This is a genomic window from Acinetobacter sp. TR11, from assembly GCF_027105035.1.
In the GTDB taxonomy this organism is placed as follows: Bacteria; Pseudomonadota; Gammaproteobacteria; order Pseudomonadales; family Moraxellaceae; genus Acinetobacter.
The window spans coordinates 1,099,014-1,120,970 of sequence record NZ_CP114256.1 but is presented as its reverse complement, the minus strand read 5'-3'; the positions used below and the strand labels follow the sequence as shown (position 1 = coordinate 1,120,970).

The 21,957-nt window shown below is 39.1% G+C and carries 24 protein-coding genes and 2 tRNA genes; 10 read left to right on the top strand and 16 right to left on the bottom strand.

Annotated features, from left to right (window positions below; translation table 11 throughout):
• Positions 1-50: 50 nt before the first annotated feature.
• The gene (locus O1450_RS05450; protein ID WP_269229987.1) at positions 51-1,235 is read right to left on the bottom strand and encodes a S1C family serine protease; all 1,185 of its coding nucleotides are present in this window, start codon (positions 1,233-1,235) and stop codon (positions 51-53) included.
• Between the two features lie 195 nt (positions 1,236-1,430).
• Between O1450_RS05450 and O1450_RS05445 the strand changes: the two genes are divergently transcribed.
• The 5 genes from O1450_RS05445 (at position 1,431) to O1450_RS05425 (ending at position 3,906) form a co-directional block, all read left to right on the top strand.
• Positions 1,431-2,189: a Nif3-like dinuclear metal center hexameric protein gene (locus tag O1450_RS05445; RefSeq protein ID WP_269229986.1), complete on the top strand. Its 759-nt coding sequence runs from the start codon at positions 1,431-1,433 to the stop codon at positions 2,187-2,189.
• Between the two features lie 144 nt (positions 2,190-2,333).
• The gene (locus O1450_RS05440) at positions 2,334-2,960 is read left to right on the top strand and encodes a superoxide dismutase (RefSeq protein ID WP_004652711.1); all 627 of its coding nucleotides are present in this window, start codon (positions 2,334-2,336) and stop codon (positions 2,958-2,960) included.
• Positions 2,961-3,106: 146 nt separating this feature from the next.
• Positions 3,107-3,182, top strand: a tRNA-Asn gene (locus O1450_RS05435).
• Between the two features lie 9 nt (positions 3,183-3,191).
• Positions 3,192-3,267: transfer RNA gene (locus O1450_RS05430), tRNA-Asn, on the top strand.
• 84 nt (positions 3,268-3,351) lie between these two features.
• A complete protein-coding gene (locus tag O1450_RS05425; RefSeq protein ID WP_269229985.1) occupies positions 3,352-3,906 on the top strand; it encodes a peroxiredoxin family protein in 555 nt (184 codons plus the stop codon).
• A gap of 45 nt (positions 3,907-3,951) precedes the next feature.
• On the opposite strand, the gene O1450_RS05420 is transcribed toward O1450_RS05425, so the two are convergent.
• The 11 genes from O1450_RS05420 to O1450_RS05370 form a co-directional block, all read right to left on the bottom strand.
• Positions 3,952-4,599: a tRNA-(ms[2]io[6]A)-hydroxylase gene (locus O1450_RS05420; RefSeq protein ID WP_269229984.1), complete on the bottom strand. Its 648-nt coding sequence runs from the start codon at positions 4,597-4,599 to the stop codon at positions 3,952-3,954.
• Between the two features lie 4 nt (positions 4,600-4,603).
• Positions 4,604-5,332 (bottom strand): pyridoxine 5'-phosphate synthase, encoded by a 729-nt coding sequence (gene pdxJ, locus O1450_RS05415; protein WP_269229983.1) that lies wholly within the window; start codon positions 5,330-5,332, stop codon positions 4,604-4,606.
• A gap of 55 nt (positions 5,333-5,387) precedes the next feature.
• The gene (gene recO / locus O1450_RS05410; RefSeq protein WP_269229982.1) at positions 5,388-6,095 is read right to left on the bottom strand and encodes a DNA repair protein RecO; all 708 of its coding nucleotides are present in this window, start codon (positions 6,093-6,095) and stop codon (positions 5,388-5,390) included.
• A gap of 9 nt (positions 6,096-6,104) precedes the next feature.
• The gene (locus O1450_RS05405) at positions 6,105-6,302 is read right to left on the bottom strand and encodes an NF038104 family lipoprotein (RefSeq protein WP_269229981.1); all 198 of its coding nucleotides are present in this window, start codon (positions 6,300-6,302) and stop codon (positions 6,105-6,107) included.
• 26 nt (positions 6,303-6,328) lie between these two features.
• A complete protein-coding gene (gene era, locus O1450_RS05400) occupies positions 6,329-7,354 on the bottom strand; it encodes a GTPase Era (RefSeq protein ID WP_269229980.1) in 1,026 nt (341 codons plus the stop codon).
• Between the two features lie 4 nt (positions 7,355-7,358).
• The gene (gene rnc / locus O1450_RS05395) at positions 7,359-8,054 is read right to left on the bottom strand and encodes a ribonuclease III (protein WP_269229979.1); all 696 of its coding nucleotides are present in this window, start codon (positions 8,052-8,054) and stop codon (positions 7,359-7,361) included.
• A complete protein-coding gene (locus tag O1450_RS05390) occupies positions 8,023-8,400 on the bottom strand; it encodes a DUF4845 domain-containing protein (protein ID WP_269229978.1) in 378 nt (125 codons plus the stop codon). The genes rnc and O1450_RS05390 overlap by 32 nt, the downstream gene beginning before the upstream one ends.
• 25 nt (positions 8,401-8,425) lie before the next feature.
• Positions 8,426-9,289 (bottom strand): signal peptidase I, encoded by an 864-nt coding sequence (lepB, locus tag O1450_RS05385; protein WP_004661246.1) that lies wholly within the window; start codon positions 9,287-9,289, stop codon positions 8,426-8,428.
• Between the two features lie 69 nt (positions 9,290-9,358).
• Positions 9,359-11,176, bottom strand: coding sequence for a translation elongation factor 4 (lepA, locus tag O1450_RS05380; protein WP_269229977.1), 1,818 nt, complete (start codon positions 11,174-11,176; stop codon positions 9,359-9,361).
• A gap of 157 nt (positions 11,177-11,333) precedes the next feature.
• Positions 11,334-11,783 (bottom strand): acyl-CoA thioesterase, encoded by a 450-nt coding sequence (locus O1450_RS05375; protein WP_005215283.1) that lies wholly within the window; start codon positions 11,781-11,783, stop codon positions 11,334-11,336.
• Positions 11,784-11,899: 116 nt separating this feature from the next.
• Complete coding sequence (locus tag O1450_RS05370; RefSeq protein WP_269229976.1) at positions 11,900-13,276, bottom strand: Do family serine endopeptidase; 1,377 nt, start codon at positions 13,274-13,276, stop codon at positions 11,900-11,902.
• Between the two features lie 372 nt (positions 13,277-13,648).
• On the opposite strand from O1450_RS05370, the gene nadB reads away from it, so the two are divergent.
• The gene (nadB, locus tag O1450_RS05365; RefSeq protein WP_269230426.1) at positions 13,649-15,286 is read left to right on the top strand and encodes an L-aspartate oxidase; all 1,638 of its coding nucleotides are present in this window, start codon (positions 13,649-13,651) and stop codon (positions 15,284-15,286) included.
• A gap of 48 nt (positions 15,287-15,334) precedes the next feature.
• Here the strand turns inward: nadB and O1450_RS05360 are convergent, their stop codons facing one another.
• From O1450_RS05360 to pabC, 4 genes are read right to left on the bottom strand one after another with little or no spacing between them, the layout of a single operon-like run.
• A complete protein-coding gene (locus tag O1450_RS05360) occupies positions 15,335-15,613 on the bottom strand; it encodes a DUF7660 family protein (RefSeq protein WP_269229975.1) in 279 nt (92 codons plus the stop codon).
• Between the two features lie 10 nt (positions 15,614-15,623).
• Positions 15,624-16,223 carry a dTMP kinase gene (gene tmk / locus O1450_RS05355; RefSeq protein WP_269229974.1) on the bottom strand — a complete coding sequence of 200 codons (600 nt, stop codon included), beginning with the start codon at positions 16,221-16,223 and terminating at the stop codon, positions 15,624-15,626.
• 8 nt (positions 16,224-16,231) lie between these two features.
• Positions 16,232-17,302, bottom strand: a complete 1,071-nt coding sequence (gene mltG / locus O1450_RS05350) for an endolytic transglycosylase MltG (RefSeq protein ID WP_269229973.1) — start codon at positions 17,300-17,302, stop codon at positions 16,232-16,234.
• Position 17,303: 1 nt separating this feature from the next.
• Positions 17,304-18,116: an aminodeoxychorismate lyase gene (pabC, locus tag O1450_RS05345; protein ID WP_269229972.1), complete on the bottom strand. Its 813-nt coding sequence runs from the start codon at positions 18,114-18,116 to the stop codon at positions 17,304-17,306.
• A gap of 404 nt (positions 18,117-18,520) precedes the next feature.
• On the opposite strand from pabC, the gene O1450_RS05340 reads away from it, so the two are divergent.
• The 4 genes from O1450_RS05340 (at position 18,521) to cysW (ending at position 21,954) form a co-directional block, all read left to right on the top strand.
• Entirely contained in the window at positions 18,521-19,528 is a 1,008-nt protein-coding gene (locus tag O1450_RS05340) for a sulfate ABC transporter substrate-binding protein (RefSeq protein ID WP_269229971.1), read from the top strand.
• A 31-nt stretch (positions 19,529-19,559) separates the two neighbouring features.
• A complete protein-coding gene (locus O1450_RS05335) occupies positions 19,560-20,162 on the top strand; it encodes an RBBP9/YdeN family alpha/beta hydrolase (protein WP_005161155.1) in 603 nt (200 codons plus the stop codon).
• 77 nt (positions 20,163-20,239) lie between these two features.
• On the top strand, positions 20,240-21,073 hold the full coding sequence (gene cysT / locus O1450_RS05330) for a sulfate ABC transporter permease subunit CysT (protein WP_005215272.1): 834 nt from the start codon (positions 20,240-20,242) through the stop codon (positions 21,071-21,073).
• A complete protein-coding gene (gene cysW, locus O1450_RS05325; protein WP_050041906.1) occupies positions 21,070-21,954 on the top strand; it encodes a sulfate ABC transporter permease subunit CysW in 885 nt (294 codons plus the stop codon). Before cysT ends, cysW begins: the two co-directional genes overlap by 4 nt.
• Positions 21,955-21,957: the final 3 nt, after the last annotated feature.

Here is a 21,957-nt window from a genome sequence, read left to right as displayed (position 1 = left end):
AAAGGCTACCTGTGTAGCCTTTCATATTCACATTAAATCATAAGATCATATTAGTCTTGAGGCTTAGGCAATGGGATATATTGCGACTGCGCATTTAGTTGGGTTTTTCTCTCTCCAACTTTTACTTGCATGCTCTGTTGCTTACCATCTCGTTCAATCACCAGATCAATTACACTTTGTGGTGCTTGCAGTGCAACATAGTTGATTAAATGTGAGGCTGAAGTAATTTGCTCATTATTGACTTGAATAATTTTATCGCCGCGTTTTACACCTGCCGCATCTGCTGGACCATCACGCAAGACATCAGCAACAACGACTCCAACAGGTTTCGCAGTCAATACGTCCTCATCCATCGTATTAGGAATTAAGCTAATACCTAACCAACCACGAACAACACGACCATCTTTCAAAATTGAATTTAATACTTGCTGACAAATTTTCGCTGGAATTGCAAAACCAATCCCTAATGAACCGCCTGATTGAGAGAAAATCGCAGTGTTTACGCCGATTAAATTCCCCGCAACATCAATTAATGCACCGCCTGAATTACCAGGATTAATTGCCGCATCAGTTTGAATAAAGTCTTCATAGGTATTGATACCTAAATCTGAACGACCTGTCGCCGAAATAATCCCTTGCGTCACTGTTTGTCCCACGCCGAATGGATTACCGATTGCAAGTACAACATCGCCAACTTCATTGCCACTGAGTTTAAACGGTAGAACAGGAAGCTTGTCTAACTCAATTTTAATCACAGCTAAATCAGTATCAGGATCTGTACCAATGACTTTCGCCTCAGCACGACGACCATCATGCAATGCCACCACAATATGCTCTGCCTGAGCAATCACATGATTATTCGTCAGAATATAACCATCTGCACGAACAATAACACCTGAACCTAAACTATTTTCATTTTGAGGCTGTTGAGGGGCTTGATTACCAAAAAATTCACGAAATACAGGATCACTCAACAAAGGATGATTCATCTGTTTCACTTTCTGAGTGGTAAAGATATTCACCACAGCAGGCGCAGCAACTTTTACGGCAGCACTATACGAAACCACCCCACCTGTTCGAGTTGTATCAATCAGAGGTTCAACCTTTTCAGCAGGCATTTTGACGCCATCAGCAGCGACTGTTGGTTTCGGCTGATGTGATTTCTGCCAAGCCAGAAAACTAAATATAACAACAACGAGTAAAACCCAAGGTAACCATGTAAATGCACGGCGCACGTTTATTATCCTCTAGGCAAAATTATGTTATGGACAAGTTTATTTATTGAAGAAGAACAACAACTTTCAGTTATTGTAAAGTAAATTGATTTAAAGCAATGTAAAAGTTAAAAAAGTTTTGTCTAGCTTTAGTTACATTTAAAAATATGCTTTTATTAAGCTGAATCTATAAATGTCATCCAGTTGAGGAATCGTATGGCAAATTTGCATGATATTGTGCAATGGTGTAATCAAACTTTAAAAGTTAGTGAGTTTAAAGATTACGCACCCAATGGCTTACAAATTGAAGGCACGCCTGAGGTAAATAAAATAGTCTGTGCTGTTACAGCCTCAGAAGATGCAATTAATGCAGCTATTGCGCAGCAAGCAGATGTCTTACTTGTCCATCATGGTTACTTTTGGAAAGGTGAAGCCTACCCTATTACAGGTATGCGTGGTAATCGAATCAAAAAATTAATTCAGAACAATATCTCTTTGATCGCCTACCATTTACCTTTAGATGCACACCCAGTACTCGGAAATAATGCAGCGATTGCTGATTTAATCGGTTTAAAAAACTTAGAAGCATTAGATTCATCTGAAAAACATCCGATTGGAAACATTGCTTATTTAGAGCATGCACTTAGACCTGAACAATTCAAAGCAAAGTTACAGGCTATTTTTGATTTTAATGTGATTCATTTGCCGAGTGAGAAAACTCAAATCCAAAAAGTAGGATTTTGCACAGGCGGCGCTCAAGATTTTATCAATAAAGCAGCAGAAAAAGATTGTGATGCTTATATTTCTGGCGAAGTCAGTGAGCGTACTTTTTATGAAGCCAAAGAATTAGGGGTTCATTATTTTGCCTGTGGTCATCATGCAACTGAACGATATGGCGTACAACGCCTTGCTCAAGCAATTACAAATCAGTTTGCTGTAGAAACTATCTATTTCGAACTAAATAATCCGATTTAATAGAATTGACGAATCCGATTTTATTTATCGTTTTTAATTGAACCTTTATTGTATATCGTTCTTTAAAAGACTGCCCTATTATCTTTGGAATCATTTACAATAGAGCCACTTAACGTAAAACCCAGCAATTGCAAGGATTGGAACATGACAACCATTACTTTACCTGCACTTCCGTATGGCTATGATGACTTAGCGCCACACATCACTCGCGAAACTTTAGAATACCATCACGATAAACATCACAATACTTATGTTGTTAACTTAAACAACCTAATCAAAGGCACTGACCTTGAAGGTAAAACTTTAGAAGAAATCATCAAAGCTTCTGCTGGTGATGCTTCTAAAGCAGGTATCTTTAATAATGCTGCACAAGTATGGAACCACACATTCTATTGGAACAGCATGAAGCCAAATGGTGGTGGTAAACCAACTGGCGCAATCGCAGCTAAAATCGAAGAAGCTTTTGGTAGCTATGAAAAATTTGCTGAAGAATTTACTGCTGCTGCAACAACTCAATTTGGCTCAGGTTGGGCTTGGTTAGTTGCTGATGAAGTAAATGGTAAATTATCAATTACTAAAACTGCAAACGCAGATACTCCGCTTGCTCATGGTCAAGTTGCAGTATTAACAATCGACGTTTGGGAACATGCTTACTACATCGACTTCCGTAACTTACGTCCAAAATACATCGCAACTTTCCTAGAAAGCCTAGTGAACTGGGACTATGCAAATGCAAAACTTGCTGGTCAACCAGCAGGTGTTGAGAAATAATTTTTATTTCTTGAATAAAAACTGCCCACTTCGGGCAGTTTTTTTATAATTAAAAATTAAAAAGCATATTTATCAAGCAAACGATTCATTTTATTTATTATTCTTATTGACGCATCTGAAATTCACCCCTAAAATGCGCATCAGATTCTCCAATAGCTCAGTCGGTAGAGCGACGGACTGTTAATCCGCAGGTCCCTGGTTCGAGCCCAGGTTGGAGAGCCAATCTACTATTCTTCCATAGCTCAGTCGGTAGAGCGACGGACTGTTAATCCGCAGGTCCCTGGTTCGAGCCCAGGTGGAAGAGCCAAGATTCTAAAAACCCATATCATTGATATGGGTTTTTTTATATTAAACACAATGCATACCTTTAAAAATATATGGTCTTATCATAATGCGTCTTATATCGCCAGAAACTGCACCAAAATTTCAACTTATAGATAGCTATGGCAGAGTAGTTCGACTAGACTCAGGTAAACGCACTTTACTTGCATTTTTTCGTGATACAAACTGTCCTTTTTGTAATTTTAGAATTTTCCAATTAACACAACATTATAAAAAACTTTCGGATGAAGGCTTAGAAATCATTGCATTTTTTTCATCAACACATGAAGAAGTCAATGAATTTGTAAGAAAACGCCCTCGCCCTTTTACGATCGTCGCCGATCCTGAAAATATCGCCTATCAAGCTTATGGTATTGAACGATCAATGGCACGCTCTGCTTATAGCGTTTTTCGACATTTCGTCTCATGGGTTTTAGGCATCAAAATAATTGGGGCTGAGGGTTTAAAAAAGAATCTACAAAATCCAAGTGATATTATGCCAGCAGATTTTTTAATTGATGAGCAAGGTTATATTATTGAAACATATTACGGTTCTGATGCTAGCGACCACATTCCATTTGAAAATATTTATAAATTTTTAAATGCTGATCAGAACCCTAAGTAGTCTAAAACACCTCGTGTTTAATTGATTTATGCAAAAATGGCGTGTTTAGCGACTAGGCACACCGCTATGGAAACGGAACGTATCATCTGGCGTTAAAATTAGATTCTTTTCCACTGCACGAATATGCTCAATCCGTTGCTGGATCGTCTCTTCTGGATCTTTAAGTTTCGCCGTTTTTGCAACATCTAAAGCTAAAGCCAAATAGTCCTCAAAATGACGAGATTCAGACTTAAGTAAGTAGCGGTAGTAACGCCCCAGCTCATCGTCTACAACAGGTGCCAGCGCATAGAAGCGTTCACACGAGCGTGCTTCGACAAATGCGCCAATAATCATAACATCAATCAATGCTTCAGGCTCATAGGTACGGATTTCTTTACGCAATCCACCTGCATAGCGCCCTGCACTCAAACCCTTCCACTCTTGGCCACGTTTGTTCATGAGTTCCAAAACCTGCTCATAATGCAGCATTTCTTCACGCACCAATTGCGCCAATTTCACTTGCAGATCTGTAAAAAAGCTATAGCGGAACATCAAATTCATGGCCGTACTTGCCGCTTTTTTCTCACAGTTAGCATGATCTTGCATTAATACATCAAGATTATTAACAGCTTCATCCAACCATGCTTGAGGAGTACTACAACCCAAAAACTCGATTACAGGCTGCATCAACTCATCATAATTTACACTACTCATCAACTTATCTCGCAGCAGCCTGAATCGCTGCTTTCATATCTGTTACTGCTTGAGCCAGACCAACGAATACACTATCAGCAATAATCGAATGACCAATGTTGAGTTCATAAATTTCTGGAATTGCTGCAATTGCTGCCACATTATCCAAATTCAAACCATGCCCAGCATTGACAACTAAACCTTTAGCTGCTGCATATTCAGCACCTTTGATAATACGAGCTAATTCAGCTTGTTGCTGCTCATCTGTCTCGGCATCAGCATAAGCACCCGTATGGATTTCAATGGTGGGTGCACCACATGCGACAGCTGCGTCAATTTGTGCCAAATCTGCATCGATAAACAAAGACACATCACTGCCAATCGCTTTCAGTGCTTCAGTTGCCGCCTTCACTTTTTCAAAATGCCCAATCACATCCAATCCACCTTCGGTGGTCACTTCTTGACGACGCTCAGGTACAAAGCAAACATGCTGAGGTTGAATCTCTTTGGCAAACGCAACCATTTCATCAGTTACCGCCAATTCCAAATTCATACGTGTTTTTAATAATGGACGCATACGACGTACATCATCATCTTGTATATGACGGCGATCTTCACGCAAATGTAAAGTAATCCCATCAGCACCAGCCTGTTCACACAACAAAGCAGCCTGAACTGGATCAGGGTAAGTTGTACCACGTGCTTGTCTTAATGTCGCAACATGATCAATATTTACACCTAAGATTGCAGCCATAAAAAATATCCTATCGGTTTAGCCCTGAATCATTATTTTCAATAGATCAGGAATATCAAGTTTGTGTACTTTGGATCCAAAGTTGACGGCTTTTCAGCGGTCGATCACCCAACAAGGAGCTAATCATTTGACGGTATAGTTTACCCAATAATTGCAATTGTTCGTGAGAAAAATCCTGCCCATCTTCATAACTTTGCATTGAAGCAATCAACATACCATCAAGTGTTGAACGCGAGGCTTGTGAAACTGGCAGAAAGCCATCATTGAGCTGAAATTGATAATGCTGGTTGACCTGAATGTCTTGTTGACTCGCATCTGTTGAGAAATCAATAGCGTAGCCAAGTTCCACCAATAATACATGCTCAAATTGACGCAAAATCTGCCGAAGAAATACAGCAGCTTGTTCGTGTGTCGCCAATTGCTGTAACAGCACTAAAATCAACTGATATTGTTCAAATGTTTGCGGCATCATCTCTTCTAAGGGACATAGTCGCAATAGAATTTCATTTAAATAAAAACCGGCAAAAAATGCATCACCATGAAAAAATACAGGTTGATTCAGAATTTCCAGTTTTGTAAAGTTTTTTAATTCAGATTTGCCTGTGGCTTGCAGACGAATAGGCTGATATTGCGGCGGTGGGGTCTGTCTTAGAATCCCATCCACCCGCCCATATTCTTGTGTAAATAAATGCACAATATGGCTTTTTTCACGATATTTACGATGATGAATCAAATAACCATGTAGGACTTCATTGCGCATCATAGTACGAGACTAGTCCTTCTTTTTCTCATCCTTTTCTTCATCATCGCCATCGGGAATCACTGCGCCAACAACCGCAGCAGTTCCTTTAACAACACCTTTAGTGGTCTTATAAGCAACTTTAACAGGTACAGTCACAAGCTTGTGAATACAGCCTTGTAACATGAATACACATGTCACAATCGCGAATATACGAATTGTTGTTTTCATACCTGTTTCCGTTATCTTAAATGCGATTAAATATCGCTATAACCCAAGCTTTTGAGTGCACGCTCATCATCAGACCAACCACCTTTGACTTTCACCCAAAGCGTTAGCATAATTTTTTGCTCAAACATTTTTTCCATGTCTGTACGTGCATCCATGCCAATGCTTTTCAACTTCCCACCCTTGTCGCCAATCACAATTGCTTTTTGCCCTTGGCGTTCTACAAAAATGGTCGCATCAATATATGTACATGGCGGCTTTAAACGACCTGTTTTTTCATTTACGGCTTCTTCTTCAGTTTTAAATGATTCAATTTGAACCGTTAAATCATATGGCAGTTCTTCACCTAACTGACGCATAATTTTCTCACGAATGATTTCACTCGCAAGGAAACGCTCAGAACGATCAGTAATCTGATCTAATGAATACAAAGGTGGTTGATACGGCAGATATTTTTCAATCGTGTCACGTAAATGATCTAAATTCGCACCACGCAATGCTGAAACTGGAACAATTTCAGCAAAATTCATGAGCTTGGCACGCTCTCGAATCAGCGGTAAAGCTTCATTTTTATTTTCGAAAGTATCTAGCTTATTGATCACGAGGATCACAGGCATCTCTGCATTTTTAAGCTTTTCCAAAACCAATTCATCGTTTTGAGTCCACTTTTGTGCATCAACCACAAATAAAACCAAGTTCACATCACGCAATGCAGAATGTGCAGCACGGTTCATCATCTTATTGATGGCACGTACTTCTTTCTTATGCATCCCAGGCGTATCTACAAATACCGCCTGTGATTTCTCACGTGAATCAATCCCCACGATCTTATGACGTGTGGTTTGTGGTTTACGTGAAGTAATCGATAGTTTTTGACCTAGGATATGATTCATCAAAGTTGACTTACCCACGTTTGGGCGACCAACAATTGCAACAAAACCGCTTTTAAAATCTGAAGGAATTGTTGTTCCTTGAGAACTAAAGAATTGATCAACTAGATTATTGCCATCTTGCTGTTCAGTTGCTTCTGGCTTATTTTCTTCTGAATGTGACATCAGGTTATTGCTCCAATAATTTTAAAATCTCTGCCGCTGCCGTTTGTTCGGCAAAACGACGACTTGAGCCCTCGCCTATAATTTTTGGCAATCCCGCTACATCACATTCCACTTTGAAATGTTGATTAGGGGCATCACCCTGAATATCTACAACCTCGTAAACTGGGAGAGGTTTTTTACATGCTTGTAAATACTCTTGCAAACGTGATTTGGGGTCTTTCAGTTGATCTGTCGGTTCGATATGATCAAGATATGGCTCATACCATTTTAACACAATGCGTTCGAGCAAGTTGAGATCATTACTGTCTAAATAAATAGCACCAATAAGGGCTTCAACCGTATCAGCCAAAATCGATTCACGGTGATGTCCACCCGATTTTAGCTCGCCTGTGCTTAGAATTAATGACCGACTGAGTTGCAAATCATTTGCGATTTTTCCTAATGCTTCCTGTCGAACCAAAGTCGCACGCATTCGTGTTAAACGACCTTCATTTTCCAACGGATAGGTATTGTACAAATAATTTGCAACGATCATTCCTAACAATGCATCGCCTAGAAATTCTAGGCGTTCATAATTATGTTTATGGCTGACCGAGCGATGGGTCAAAGCCAGTTTTAACAATTCAAACTGTTTAAACTGGTAACCTATTCGACCTTGCAGCCGTGTATCATTGAGTTTGGTTTGCAGATTTTTGGTCAAAAGTCTTCTCAAAATTCATAACTAAACTAATATTCAATACGAAAGGCTTACGCACTTCATACTTTTTCATTACAACTAAATCATCTTTATAAGTAACTTCAGCAATATCCTTGAAATGTATATCACGAATATTATTCATCTCTAAACGTTGATCCATCTGAGTATAAAATTTACTTGGTGTAATATTTCCAGGACTTTCTTTCAACAAAGCTATTATCTGATTATCAATAATTTTGTCATCCCAATAGGCTGGCCAAATTGCAATGACTGCTTTAACGGTAATAGCAAAAAAAATCACTCCAAATAATATTGCAAAATATGACATTCCTTGTTGAGATTTACGCATCTTTATACTTCCTATGTATTTTTATTTAGTTAATCTTACCATTACGATTGAAACTTGGCAGGTTAAAACCAGGTTCTTTATGCATCCAAACATAAAAAGCGCGACCTGTTAAATTTGCTTCAGGGACAAATCCCCAAAAACGACTATCCGCACTTTGATCTCGATTATCACCCATTGCAAAATACTGTCCTTTTGGCACAGTTACTTCCCAATCCTGCCCATTACTTTGAATAAAAACATTATTTTCTTTGGCAACAAATGGAACGAGTGCATCAGCTCCACGTAACTTTGCAAATTGAAATTGTTCTGCTAAAGGATTACGACCATCTAAATAACGAATTAAATGTTGGTGTTCACCTAATGTTTCTTTAAAGTAATAAACTGTAGGAGTTTCTAATTGATCTTTATCACGTTTAAATTCAGTTGCTACTTTAGCAATTTGCTTTCCGTTAATAATTAATTGGCCAGCCTTAAACTGAATGTGATCGCCCGGCAAACCCACTACGCGCTTAATATAGCTAATGGTTGGTTGGGGTGGATAACGAAATACGATGACTTCACCACGTTTTGGCTCACCTACATCAATTACTTTTGCATTTACAATCGGTAAGCGCACACCATAATCAAATTTATTTACTAAAATAAAATCACCTGTTTCCAAGGTGGGCACCATAGAATCAGATGGAATATTAAATGGTTCATATAAGAAAGAACGAAGGATTAAGACTACTGCTAACACGGGCCAAAAATCATATGCCCACGTTATAACAAAATTTTCCTGATCACGCCCTTTATTTGCACGTTGTTTTAGTACAAATTTATCGAGTAGCCACACTAGAAAAAAAATCAGTGTAACTGGTACCAGAATCAAATTAAAATCAAAATCCACACGCCCTCTCCCGCAGCCTAGCTGCTCGTTTTGCAGCTAGGTAAATTTATTTACCTAGCCTCTCTCTTTTTATCTATCCACTTTCAATACAGCTAAGAACGCTTCCTGAGGAATTTCAACACTTCCTACTTGTTTCATACGTTTCTTACCTTCTTTTTGTTTCGCAAGAAGTTTCTTCTTACGCGAAACGTCACCACCATAACATTTTGCCAATACGTTCTTACGCATGGCTTTTACGGTAGAGCGTGCAATAATTTGTGCACCAATTGCTGCTTGAATTGCAACATCATACATTTGGCGTGGAATCAAATCTTTCATCTTCTCAACCAACGCAATACCACGATGACGCGCATCTTGACGGTGACAAATCATAGCTAAGGCATCGACCTTTTCACTATTAATTAACACGTCAACCTTAACTAAAGATGAACTCTCAAAACGTACGAAGTTGTAATCTAAAGATGCAAAACCACGTGAACAAGATTTCAACTTATCAAAGAAATCCATGACCACTTCTGCCATAGGAATTTCAAAAGTGATTGAAACTTGATTACCCAAGAATTTCATATCTTTTTGAACACCACGACGTTCAATACACAAGGTCATGACATTACCTAAATATTCTTGTGGCACAAGAATATGACACTCTGCGATCGGTTCACGTAAATCTTCAACTGTTGAACCATCTGGCATTTTCGACGGGCTGTCGATATAAATGATGTCACCTTTTTTGGTGAGCGCTTCATAGATTACTGTCGGTGCAGAGCTAATCAAATCAAGATCATACTCACGCTCTAAACGCTCTTGTACGATTTCCATATGTAGCATGCCCAAGAATCCACAACGGAAACCGAAGCCTAAAGCATCTGAACTTTCTGGTTCAAAGAATAATGCTGAATCGTTAATTTGTAATTTTTGTAGTGCTTCACGGAATGGTTCGAAGTCACTTGAATCAATTGGGAAAAGACCCGCATAGACCTGTGGTTTAACCTTTTTAAAACCTGGTAAAATAGCAACATCTGGTGTGTTTGACAAAGTAATCGTGTCACCTACAGGTGCACCAAAAATATCTTTAATCCCAGCAATAACGAAGCCAACTTCACCAGCTTCCAAAATATCGGTTTCAGTATGTTTAGGGTTGAATACACCCACAGACGTTACAGGATGAGCTTGCCCTGTAGACTTCACCAACATTTTGTCGCCCTTACGGATACGACCTTGCTTGATACGCACGAGAGAAACAACGCCAAGGTAATTATCAAACCATGAATCGATAATTAACGCTTGTAATGGCGCATCACGATCACCTTCTGGCGCAGGAATGACATCGACTAAACGCTCTAATACACCTTCAACCCCTAAACCTGTTTTCGCTGAACACGTCGGTGCATCTGTTGCTTCAATCCCGATAATTTCTTCAATTTCGTGAATGACACGCTCAGGTTCAGCTTGAGGTAAATCAATCTTATTTAAGATCGGTAAAACTTCTAGACCTTGCTCGATCGCCGTATAGCAGTTCGCTACAGATTGTGCTTCAACACCTTGCGCGGCATCGACGACTAAAAGCGCACCTTCACATGCCGCCAAAGAACGTGACACTTCATAAGAAAAGTCGACGTGCCCTGGAGTATCAATAAAGTTTAATTGATACTCTTGACCATTTGGATGCGTGTAATACAAAGTAACGGATGCCGCTTTAATGGTAATCCCTCGCTCACGCTCAATCTCCATAGAGTCTAATACTTGAGCTTGCATCTCACGATCTTGTAAGCCACCGCACATTTGAATAAATCGATCTGCCAAGGTTGATTTACCATGGTCAATGTGAGCAATAATCGAGAAATTACGTATATTTTTGATATCTACGGATTTTTTAGCTTGCGCCATGGGTTACCTTAACAAAATAGAATGCTCGAAACTTATGACAAGTCATGAGCCAAAGCGGTTTAACAAAATTGTTGGGGATTATAGCAGAACAGCATTTCAAAGTATTCAAAATAATTACCCCATCAAAGCCTCTAGATGGTGATTTCAGTCCTTCGATTTACTCATATAAAGTTGAAAAATCCATCGGATTTAGATCCGATCCAATCGGTTGGTAGGCATGAGTAAAACTCGGTGACATACGCTTTGGACGACCTGTTGTAATTTCAATACACGCCCATTTGGTATTGCCTACGAATAAAATACTTTGATCCTTTGGGCGGTAAAATGCGTACTGACGAAAGGAATAGAGCGCATTAATATCATCTAACCATGTCCGCAAGATAACTTCTTCACCTTCAAGTGCTGCTTTCCGATACTGAACATGATGCTCTACCGCCACCATTGCATGTTTGAGTTCTAAATATTGAGCTAGACCTAAACCTAATCTTTCGATATGGGCTGCTGCGACATCTTGCATCCACTGAATATACATGACGTTATTGACATGACCTAAAACATCAATATGTTCAGGTTGTACAGTTATTCTCAAATCAAAAATAGTACTCATAAACCTACTTATTTCGTCAATCCAAGCTCAGTCGCATACACTAATCTAAACACTTATACATTACAAAATAAAAACCACCCTATTTTCAGGGTGGTTTTAAAAAAACGAACAATAGCTTAAGGCAAACGTAAACCTAAAATTGCACGCTGACCTTGGCGAATAATAGCTACTCGAGCTACACTATTTTTTGGTAGAGCCGCCATTGTTTTTACAAACATTTGACTATTTAAAATAGGTGTACCATTTACTTGAAGGATAACATCACCTGCAACAATGTTTGATAATGATGCCAAGCTGCCGCGCTTAACATCTTGAACCAATATCCCACCACGGACATCCAATTTTGTCTGCTCTTCAAGCGTTAAATTACGAATGCTCATTCCTAGACCACTGGTTGGATTATTTTTATCCTCAGCGGCTGGCGTATCGTCTGGTGCAGTCCCTAAAGTTGCTGAAATAGTGCGGACTTTATCATCACGTAATACTTCTAATTGAACAGTCTGACTAGGTGCTACGCGATTTAATACATTTAACAAATCGCTAGTACGGGAAATAGAAGAACCATTAATTTTTAAAATCACATCACCCGATTTTAAACCTGCTTTTTCAGCAGGAGACTTTGGCGTAACTTGATTGATTAGTGAACCTTCTGGTTTTGGCAGTTTGTACGCTTCTGCAAGGTTGCGATCAATATCTTGCAACATCACACCAAGATAAGAACGAGTCACTTTACCATTGGTTTTCAGCTGTTGGACTACATCCATCGCGACATCAATCGGAATCGAGAATGACAAGCCCATATAACCGCCAGTACCGCTAAAGATACGCGAGTTCACACCAACCACTTCACCACGTTGGTTAAATAACGGACCACCTGAGTTACCAGGGTTTAATGCAGCATCTGTTTGAATGAACGGTACTGACGTTTCACCACTCATATTTCGAGATTTAGCGCTCACAATCCCTGCTGAAGCAGAATAGTCAAAGCCAAAAGGCGAACCAATTGCTAAAACAGGCTCACCAACTTTTAACTGGTTTACATTACCAATTTTTAATTCTGGGAAATTTGCACCATTTACTTTAAGCACAGCAACATCAGTGCGCTCATCACTACCAACCAAAGTTGCATCAAGTTCACGTCGATCGTTTAAAGTAATACTGATACGAGACGCATTTTCAATCACATGATGGTTTGTAACGAGATAACCATCTTTACTAATAAAAAACGCACTACCGTATGCAGTTTTTTCTTGTGGCCCTTGTTGTTGAGGAATAATGACTTGATTACCAAAAAAACGTCGTAAAATTTCAGGCACTTGTTGCTGCAACAACTCTTCCTGAGTCATTTTTTTTACAACATTGACACTGACAACTGCAGGACTCACCTGCTCAACGAGGTTTGAAAAATCTACTGGTGAGGCTGCGTTAACTTGTACTGCAGCAACCGTAAATACCGCAGCATACATTCCTTGTTGTAAATAGCGACTTTTCATGAAGTGAGAACCTACGTACTAATGATCTATAGAATATTAAGATTATGTTTGTATCATAACCCAACTGTAATCTTCGTAAAAATATGTTGATATTTTCAATGCATACAACGATGTAGCATATTGAAATGTGAATAAATTATGGAGAAAGTCTCCATGATTTATAAGCTTATTAACTTTTTATCGTGGGCAGCTTAATATTAGATTAAAACGATGTATTGAATACTTAGACTTGTTAGACTTTAAGGTAATTGACAATTCATATCAGTAAAAATTGTTTACATTCGCTAAAAAATCGTTCAATTCTAGGCAGATTGGCACTTGCCTTTTTTGTTAAAAAGCGTTGTCATTAGCGAACGTTTAAAACTGAAGCAGATCGACATGCCTGATTTAAAAACAATTCACCATTTTGACGTGATAATTGTGGGCAGTGGCGGTGCAGGTTTAAGTCTTGCACTCTCTTTACCGAGTCATTACAACATTGCCATTTTAGCAAAAGCTGAGCTCACAGAAGCCAGTACTTTTTATGCTCAAGGTGGTGTTGCTGCGGTCTTAGACGAGACTGATTCAATTCAACAACATATTAATGACACTATGATTGCAGGCGGACATCTTTGTGAATTAGATGCCGTTAAACATACAGTCGAAGGCGGCAAGCCTTCTGTTGATTTCTTATTAAAGCAAGGTGTTCAATTCACTTTAGATGATGATGAGCAATTACACCTCACTCGTGAAGGCGGTCATTCACAACGGCGTATTATCCATTCAGCTGATGCAACAGGTAAAGCAATTTCAACCACTCTCGTCGAACGTGCTAAAGAACGAAAAAATATTACAATTTTTGAAAATTATATTGCGATTGACCTCATCACATTACATAAGCTTGGTCATCAAGACAAAAATAATCGTGCGATTGGTTTATATGCACTAAATGAAAAGACAGAACAAGTCCATACATTCTTAGCCCCTTTCACAGCTTTGGCCTGTGGTGGTGCAATGAAAGCTTATCTCTATACTTCTAACCCTGACATTGCAACGGGTGACGGTATCACGATGGCGTATCGTGCAGGTTGTCGTGTTGCCAATATGGAGTTTAACCAATTCCATCCAACGTGTTTGTACCACCCGAAAGCGCGTTCTTTCCTTATTACAGAAGCCATGCGTGGTGAAGGTGCTTATTTACGTTTGCCTGATGGTGAACGTTTTATGTTACGCCTTGATGAGCGTGCTGAACTTGCGCCACGTGATATTGTTGCACGTGCGATTGACTATGAAATCAAACGTCTTGGTATTCGCCATGTTTGGTTAGACATCACACATAAATCACCTGAATTTATCACCGAACATTTCCCAACACTTTATGCCCGCTTGCTCGAACTTGGGATTGATATTACCAAAGATATGATTCCTGTTGTTCCAGCAGCACACTATACCTGTGGTGGCGTGGTTGTAGATGAACATAGCCAAACTGACCTAGATGGTTTATACGCTATTGGCGAAACTTCATATACAGGTTTACATGGTGCAAACCGTATGGCAAGTAACTCACTGCTTGAATGTTTCGTGTATGGCATGAGTGCAGCAGAAGACATCCAAAGCAAGCATAATATTAGCTTTGAATTTCCAGATGTACCTTCTTGGGATGAATCTCAAGTGACTGATGCCGATGAAGATGTTGTCATCTTACAAAACTGGGATGAATTGCGTTCAACTATGTGGAACTATGTGGGTATTGTTCGCACCACTAAACGTTTACAACGTGCCTTACACCGCATCGAAATGCTGAAACGTGAAATTAACGAATATTATCAAGGCTATCGTGTCAGTAAAAATTTGATCGAATTACGTAATTTAGTTTTGGTTTCTGAAATGATTGTACGTTGTGCGATGGAGCGTAAGGAATCTCGTGGTTTGCATTACACGCTGGATTATCCAGAACTCTCAAACGAGATTCGCAAGACAGTGCTAACACCACCAAACTTTAAGGTGGAACAACCATTGGTGAATGAATGATAAAATTAAGGCTAAAGATGCTTACTTATACATCTTTAGCCTCCAAAATTATTCATAAATTCGAGCAGCCATAAGCATTTCTGCAAAGGTTTTCCAATCAGGTTGAGCTAAACGGTCAACCTGATCTGTATTTTTATAATATCCGTCCATATCTTCAGTCCATGAAGCTAAAGCATCAAGAAAATCAGACAGATTAATATTCTCCCAATTGTTTGGATCATCTATAAAGTTCTGACGTAATTTCTTAATAAAAATCGCGAGTTCAGTATGACTAGATATCGCATCAATTGCCTTATCTAAATGATAGCTATCATGATCTTTATTCATTAGAACTGGCCTATTTCAAATATTGCAAAGCATCTTCAAACACAACATCCGCATTCTGTGTTGCATCCAAACGCTTCATCCGTTCAGGTTCTGCTTGCCACAAAGTCTCATAACCCTCACGAACTTTAGCAAAGAAACTTAATTTCTCTTGCTCAAAACGATCCAATGCACCACGCTCTCGAGCACGGGTCATTCCCAGCTCAATCGGGGCATCTAGCCAAAAGGTAATATTCGGCATTTTCGCGACAAAAGTTTGATTTAACAATTGCAACTTTTCCTGACTTAAACCACGCCCAGAACACTGATAAGCAAAGCTTGCATCAGTAAAACGATCACTTAAAACGATCTTACCTGCATTTAAAGCAGGGATAATGACTTGTTGTAAATGTTGCGCACGTGCTGCATAAATTAATAACAACTCAGTATCATGACTCATTTGTTCTTCGTGATTCACTGCTAATAATAAAGAGCGAATCTGTTCAGCTAACGGCGTTCCACCCGGCTCACGGGTCAAAACGACTTCTTTACCTTGCTGTTCAAAGTACTGATGAATTTTACGAATGAGTGTCGTTTTCCCTACACCTTCCGTACCTTCAAAACTAATAAACATCATTCATCCTACTTTTGCTTTGCACGTAACGCAGTTAAATATTCTTGAACTGCACGATTATGATCTTCTAAAGAAGCTGTAAATTTATGCCCACCATTACCTGTCGCAACAAAGTAAATATTTTTAGCGTCATCTGGATGCATCGCTGCTTCAATTGCTTTTTTACTTGGTAATGCAATCGGAGTTGGCGGCAAACCATTGATCGTATATGTATTATAAGGCGTTGGTGTCCGTAAATCATTGCGAGTGATATTCCCCTTATAATTATCCCCCATACCATAAATTACAGTTGGATCAGTTTGTAAGCGCATACCGATTTTTAAACGACGTACAAACACACCTGAAACTTGTTCTAGTTCGCTATCTAAACTGGTTTCTTTTTCAATAATCGAAGCCATGATTAAAGCTTGATATTTATCGTTATATGGTAAGTTCGGTGCTTTTTTTGCCCAAGCTTCATCTAATGATTTCATTTGGCGACGATATAAATCCGTTAAGATTTTCTTATCTGTTTCGCCCTTGGCAAAGAAATAAGTATCTGGTGCAAATAAACCTTCAGGATGTAAATAAGGAATATCTAAAGCTTTTAATAATTGGTCTTGTGGTAGATCTAAAATAGTCTTGCTAACATTCGGATCTTTCTTTAAATTCTGTAGTAATTGTTTAAAGGTTGTCCCTTCAATCACCAAAATACGATTCATCTGTGCATTTTCAGCGTCAGACAACATATCAAGCACTTGACGAACACTCATCCCTTTATTGATTTCATACACACCAGCTTTCAAACTATCATGAATCATAAATTTTTGATAAATCTTTAAAATAATAGGGAAATTAACTTTGTTTTCTTTGGCTAGATGATCAATAAATTTTGAGTAAGTATCACCCGAAGAGATGACTAAAACTTGTTTCTTCCCTTCAATCGGATAGTTCTTAAATAAGTTTGCCCAAAGCACACCGAATACGAGCAAAAGAAAGACGACGATTATAAATAATAAGGATTTGATAGAAAACTTAGACTTCGGTTGAGCTTTTGGCTTTTTCTTTGTTTTGGCTGGGGTTGTTGGTGGCTTTGGCATATTAATCAATCTGGCTAAGTTTCAATGTTTCAAATAAATCAAGGTAGGGTTGCTGCTCAAAAGCCCGACCATTAAATCGAATAACCGCTTTCATCGGATGTAAAGCGTTGCAGAAAAATAGACTTTGAATACGTTCAATATCATGAATCTCTACACAACCTTGTTCACATTCAATATTCTGTTGCTTCATACTAGATAGAATCTTAGCTCGCATGACGCCGTGGACGCCATTATAACGAAGTTCTGGTGTAATCCATCGATCATTTATACGAATAAAACAATTACTGCTCACCCCTTCTACAATATAACCCTGTACATCACTCACCAGTGCTTCAAGCCAACCTTGCTGATCTGCTTCTTGCTTCAATACAACTTGTTCTAGGCGATTCAATGTTTTCAAACCCACTAAATGTGGCATGTTTAAACCTAGAGCATGGTTTAACACCCCACTCTCAATCCATTCAGGTTGAAAAGCTTGCATTACTCTAGGGTAATACCAAACATAAACATCAGCAGCATGTAGCGGCAGACTGTATCCTCGATCTCCCTCGCCCCGACTAATCACGATTTTTAACGTGCCATTCAAGGTAAAATGCTGTTGTTGTAGTTGTGCTAAGGATCTATCTATGACCGATAAATCCACATCAAGACTTAATCTTTGGCAAGCCAATGCCAAACGAGCAAAGTGTAATTGTTTTAGTTCAAACGTATCTTGAAAAATTCGCGCAGTGGTAAAACAACCATCTCCATAATGGAAGGCTCGATCTAACAATGGGATCGAATCAATCAATTGTCCATTTTTATAACACTGCATGATCGAGAGTTCAGTCTAAAGTCTGTCCTCATCATACCTTGAAACATAATCTTCGGAAAAGCCAGATCACAGAAACCTAGCCAGATTTATCATGATTGAGAATCTGATGGTTTATAAACAACTCAAATAAGCAGAGGTATGCAAAACAACTCCCCCCAATCGACCTCAACTAATTTTTTAAATAAACATTCAAAACCAAATGCTTTTAACATAATGATTTTCTAGCTATAAACCAATCTATTATCAAAAAATCAGCATAACTTATCTCTTTTTTATATTTCTTTTTTATTCATATTAAATTCGATTTTAATTATTTTTTTTGCAAAAAAACTGACGTTATGCTGCATCCATATTCCAAACAATGATTGAAGGTTTGTTGATACAGACCAATTTAAGGGGTTCTCATGCGTTTATCTCAAATTAAAGTCGGTGTTATTGCCGCATTACTCTCAGTTTCTTCATTTGCAGCACAAGAATTTTTAAATGTGTCTTATGATCCAACTCGTGAGCTATATACAGATTTTAATAAGCAATTCGGTACATTCTGGAAGCAGCGTACAGGACAAGATATTGAATTTAAGCAATCTCATGGTGGTTCAGGTAAACAAGCGCGTGCCGTTATTGATGGTTTAAATGCTGATGTCGTAACACTAGCACTTGCTGCGGATATTGATGAAATCGCTGAAAATGCAAAATTACTTCCAGCTGATTGGCAGAAGAAACTACCAAATAACTCCACGCCTTACACCTCAACAATTGTTTTCCTTGTGCGTAAAGGCAACCCAAAACAAATTAAAGATTGGGGTGATCTGGTTAAACCAGGTGTAGAAATTATTACACCAAATCCAAAAACATCAGGTGGCGCACGTTGGAACTATTTAGGTGCTTGGGCATGGGCAAAACACCAAAAAGGTGGTAACGATGCTAAGGCACAAGAATTTGTTCGCCAAATTTACAAACAAACCAAAGTACTTGATTCAGGTGCACGTGGCGCAACCACTACATTTGCTGAACGCGGCATCGGTGATGTTTTACTGGCTTGGGAAAATGAAGCATTCCTAGCAGTACGTGAACAACCGGGTAAATTTGAGATTGTTACACCGTCACTTTCAATTTTGGCTGAGCCTCCAGTGGCGGTTGTAGAAAAAAATGCTGAGAAAAAAGGTAATTCACAAATCGCTCGTGGCTATTTGAACTACTTATATTCTCCAGCGGGTCAGGAAATTGCAGCACGTAACTTCTATCGTCCTCGCAATGCAGCTGTTTTAAAGAAATATAACGCCACTTTTAAACCTCTGAAGCTTGTCACGATCGATAAAGAGTTTGGTGGTTGGACAAAAGTACAAAAAACTCATTTTGATAATGGCGGTATTTTCGATCAAATCGTCAAGATCAACAGCACCACAAAATAATTTACTAATTAGGTAAATAAGGAGAGCGGACATGATTCATACCGTAATTGTTCCTGGTGTTGGTGGTAGCGAAGCTCAACATTGGCAATCTTGGTTACAACAACAACTCGTGTCTAGCTCTCGCGTTCAACAGAAACATTGGGACCGACCCGTCTTAAACGAATGGGTTGCTCAGTTTGTTAAAACCGTTGCAACTATAGAAGCACCAATACAAATTGTTGCTCATAGCTTTGGCTGTTTAACTAGTGTTGCTGCTCTAGCTGAACATCCAGAGTTACAAACAAAAGTAAAAAAATTAATTTTGGTCGCACCTGCAAATCCTGCACGGTTTGGCGAAGCGGGCTTTGCTCGTCACAGCTTGACTGATTACAAACAGTATTTCCATCAGCTTAATATTGATGTGCCAACCACTTTATTAATCAGTGAAAATGATCCTTGGTTAGGTTATTTCGATGCTTTACAACTGGCTCAAGCTTGGAAACTGACACCAATCAATTTGGGGCAAGTAGGTCACATCAATGTGGCATCTGGATTTGGCCCTTTTCCAGACATCCTTAATTACATGTTGCCTGAAAAAAAACTGCAACCTGTAACTCGAATGAGTCAGGCAAATTTTAATTTGAAATTTGCCTAGATTCCGCTCTCAGTATTTTTGGTTTTAGTGTTATTTATTTGCTTGCTTTAGCAAACATTTCTCTTTGAGGAAATATCATGTCGCAGCGTTCCCGAGTGCTGCCTGGGTTTGGTCTCTCTTTGGGCTTCACCCTCGCTTATGTGTCTTTTATCGTACTTATTCCTTTATCAGCTGTATTTATCAAATCTTTAGGGATTGGATGGGATGGATTATGGGAAATTTTAACGTCAGAACGAATTTTAAAATCGTTACAACTCAGCTTTAGTGCCGCATTGATTGCGTCTTTAGTCAATGTAATCTTTGGCATACTACTGGCTTGGTGCTTGGTTCGTTATAATTTTCCAGGTAAAAGAATTGTCGATGCTTTAGTCGACCTACCTTTTGCTTTGCCCACTGCTGTCGCAGGGATTGCATTAACTTCGTTATATGCGCCTACAGGTTGGATCGGTCAATATCTTGAACCTCTAGGAATTCAAGTGGCTTACACCCCTATTGGGATTACGCTTGCCTTAATCTTCATTGGTTTACCGTTTGTGGTACGTACCGTACAACCTGTTTTGAGCGACATTGAAACTGAATTAGAAGAAGCAGCTTCTGCACTTGGTGCAAATCGCTGGCAGACCATTACTAAAATCATTTTACCCATCCTATTCCCTGCACTATTAACAGGTTTTGCTTTGGCATTTGCTCGTGGTGTCGGTGAATATGGCTCCGTTATTTTTATTGCAGGCAACCAACCCTATAAGACTGAAATTGCCCCCCTCATGATCATCTCTCGTTTAGAAGAATATGATTATGCTGGAGCGACTACGATTGCTGTCGTCATGCTTGTTCTCTCTTTTGCCATTTTATTTTTAATTAATTTAGTACAAGCATGGGCGAGTCGTCGTACAGGGAGAACTGCACAATGAGTTTAAATACCAATAGCAATGCTTTAGCCATAAAGTTGCAGTCTCGTGATTCAACCCGTGAACCAACATGGGTCCGTTATACATTAATTAGTATTGCACTGATTTTCTTCTTAAGTTGCTTAATACTACCGCTCATTTTGGTTTTTGTTGAAGCATTTAAACAAGGTCTTTCAGTTTACATCAATGCTTTAACTGATTCAGACACCCTGTCGGCAGTCAAACTAACCTTACTGACAGCAGCGATTGCTGTACCGATTAATGTAGTTTTTGGTGTAGCGGCTGCTTGGGCTGTGGCTAAATTTCAATTCCGTGGTAAAGCCATCTTAACCACCATTATTGACATGCCATTCTCAGTCTCCCCTGTAATTGCAGGTTTAATGTTGGTTCTGATTTTTGGTTCACAAGGTTGGGTTGGCGGTTGGTTAATGGATCACGATATTAAAATCCTGTATGCCGTACCTGCCATTGTTTTAGCCACAATTTTTATTACAGTTCCTTTTGTTGCTCGTGAATTAATTCCACTCATGGAAGCACAAGGGACCGAAGAAGAAGAAGCTGCGATTGTACTCGGTGCTTCAGGTTGGCAAACCTTTTGGAAAGTGACCCTACCAAATATTAAATGGGGTTTGATTTACGGCGTCATTCTATGTAATGCCCGTGCAATGGGTGAGTTTGGTGCGGTGTCTGTGGTTTCAGGACACATCCGTGGTGAAACCAATACCCTGCCGTTACACGTCGAGATTCTTTATAACGAATATACCTTTAGTGCTGCATTTGCTGTGTCTTCGTTACTGGCATTTTTAGCGATTATCACATTGATCTTGAAAACTTGGTTAGAAATACGCCAAGACCAAGCAAATGAACATCAACCGAATCACTAAGGA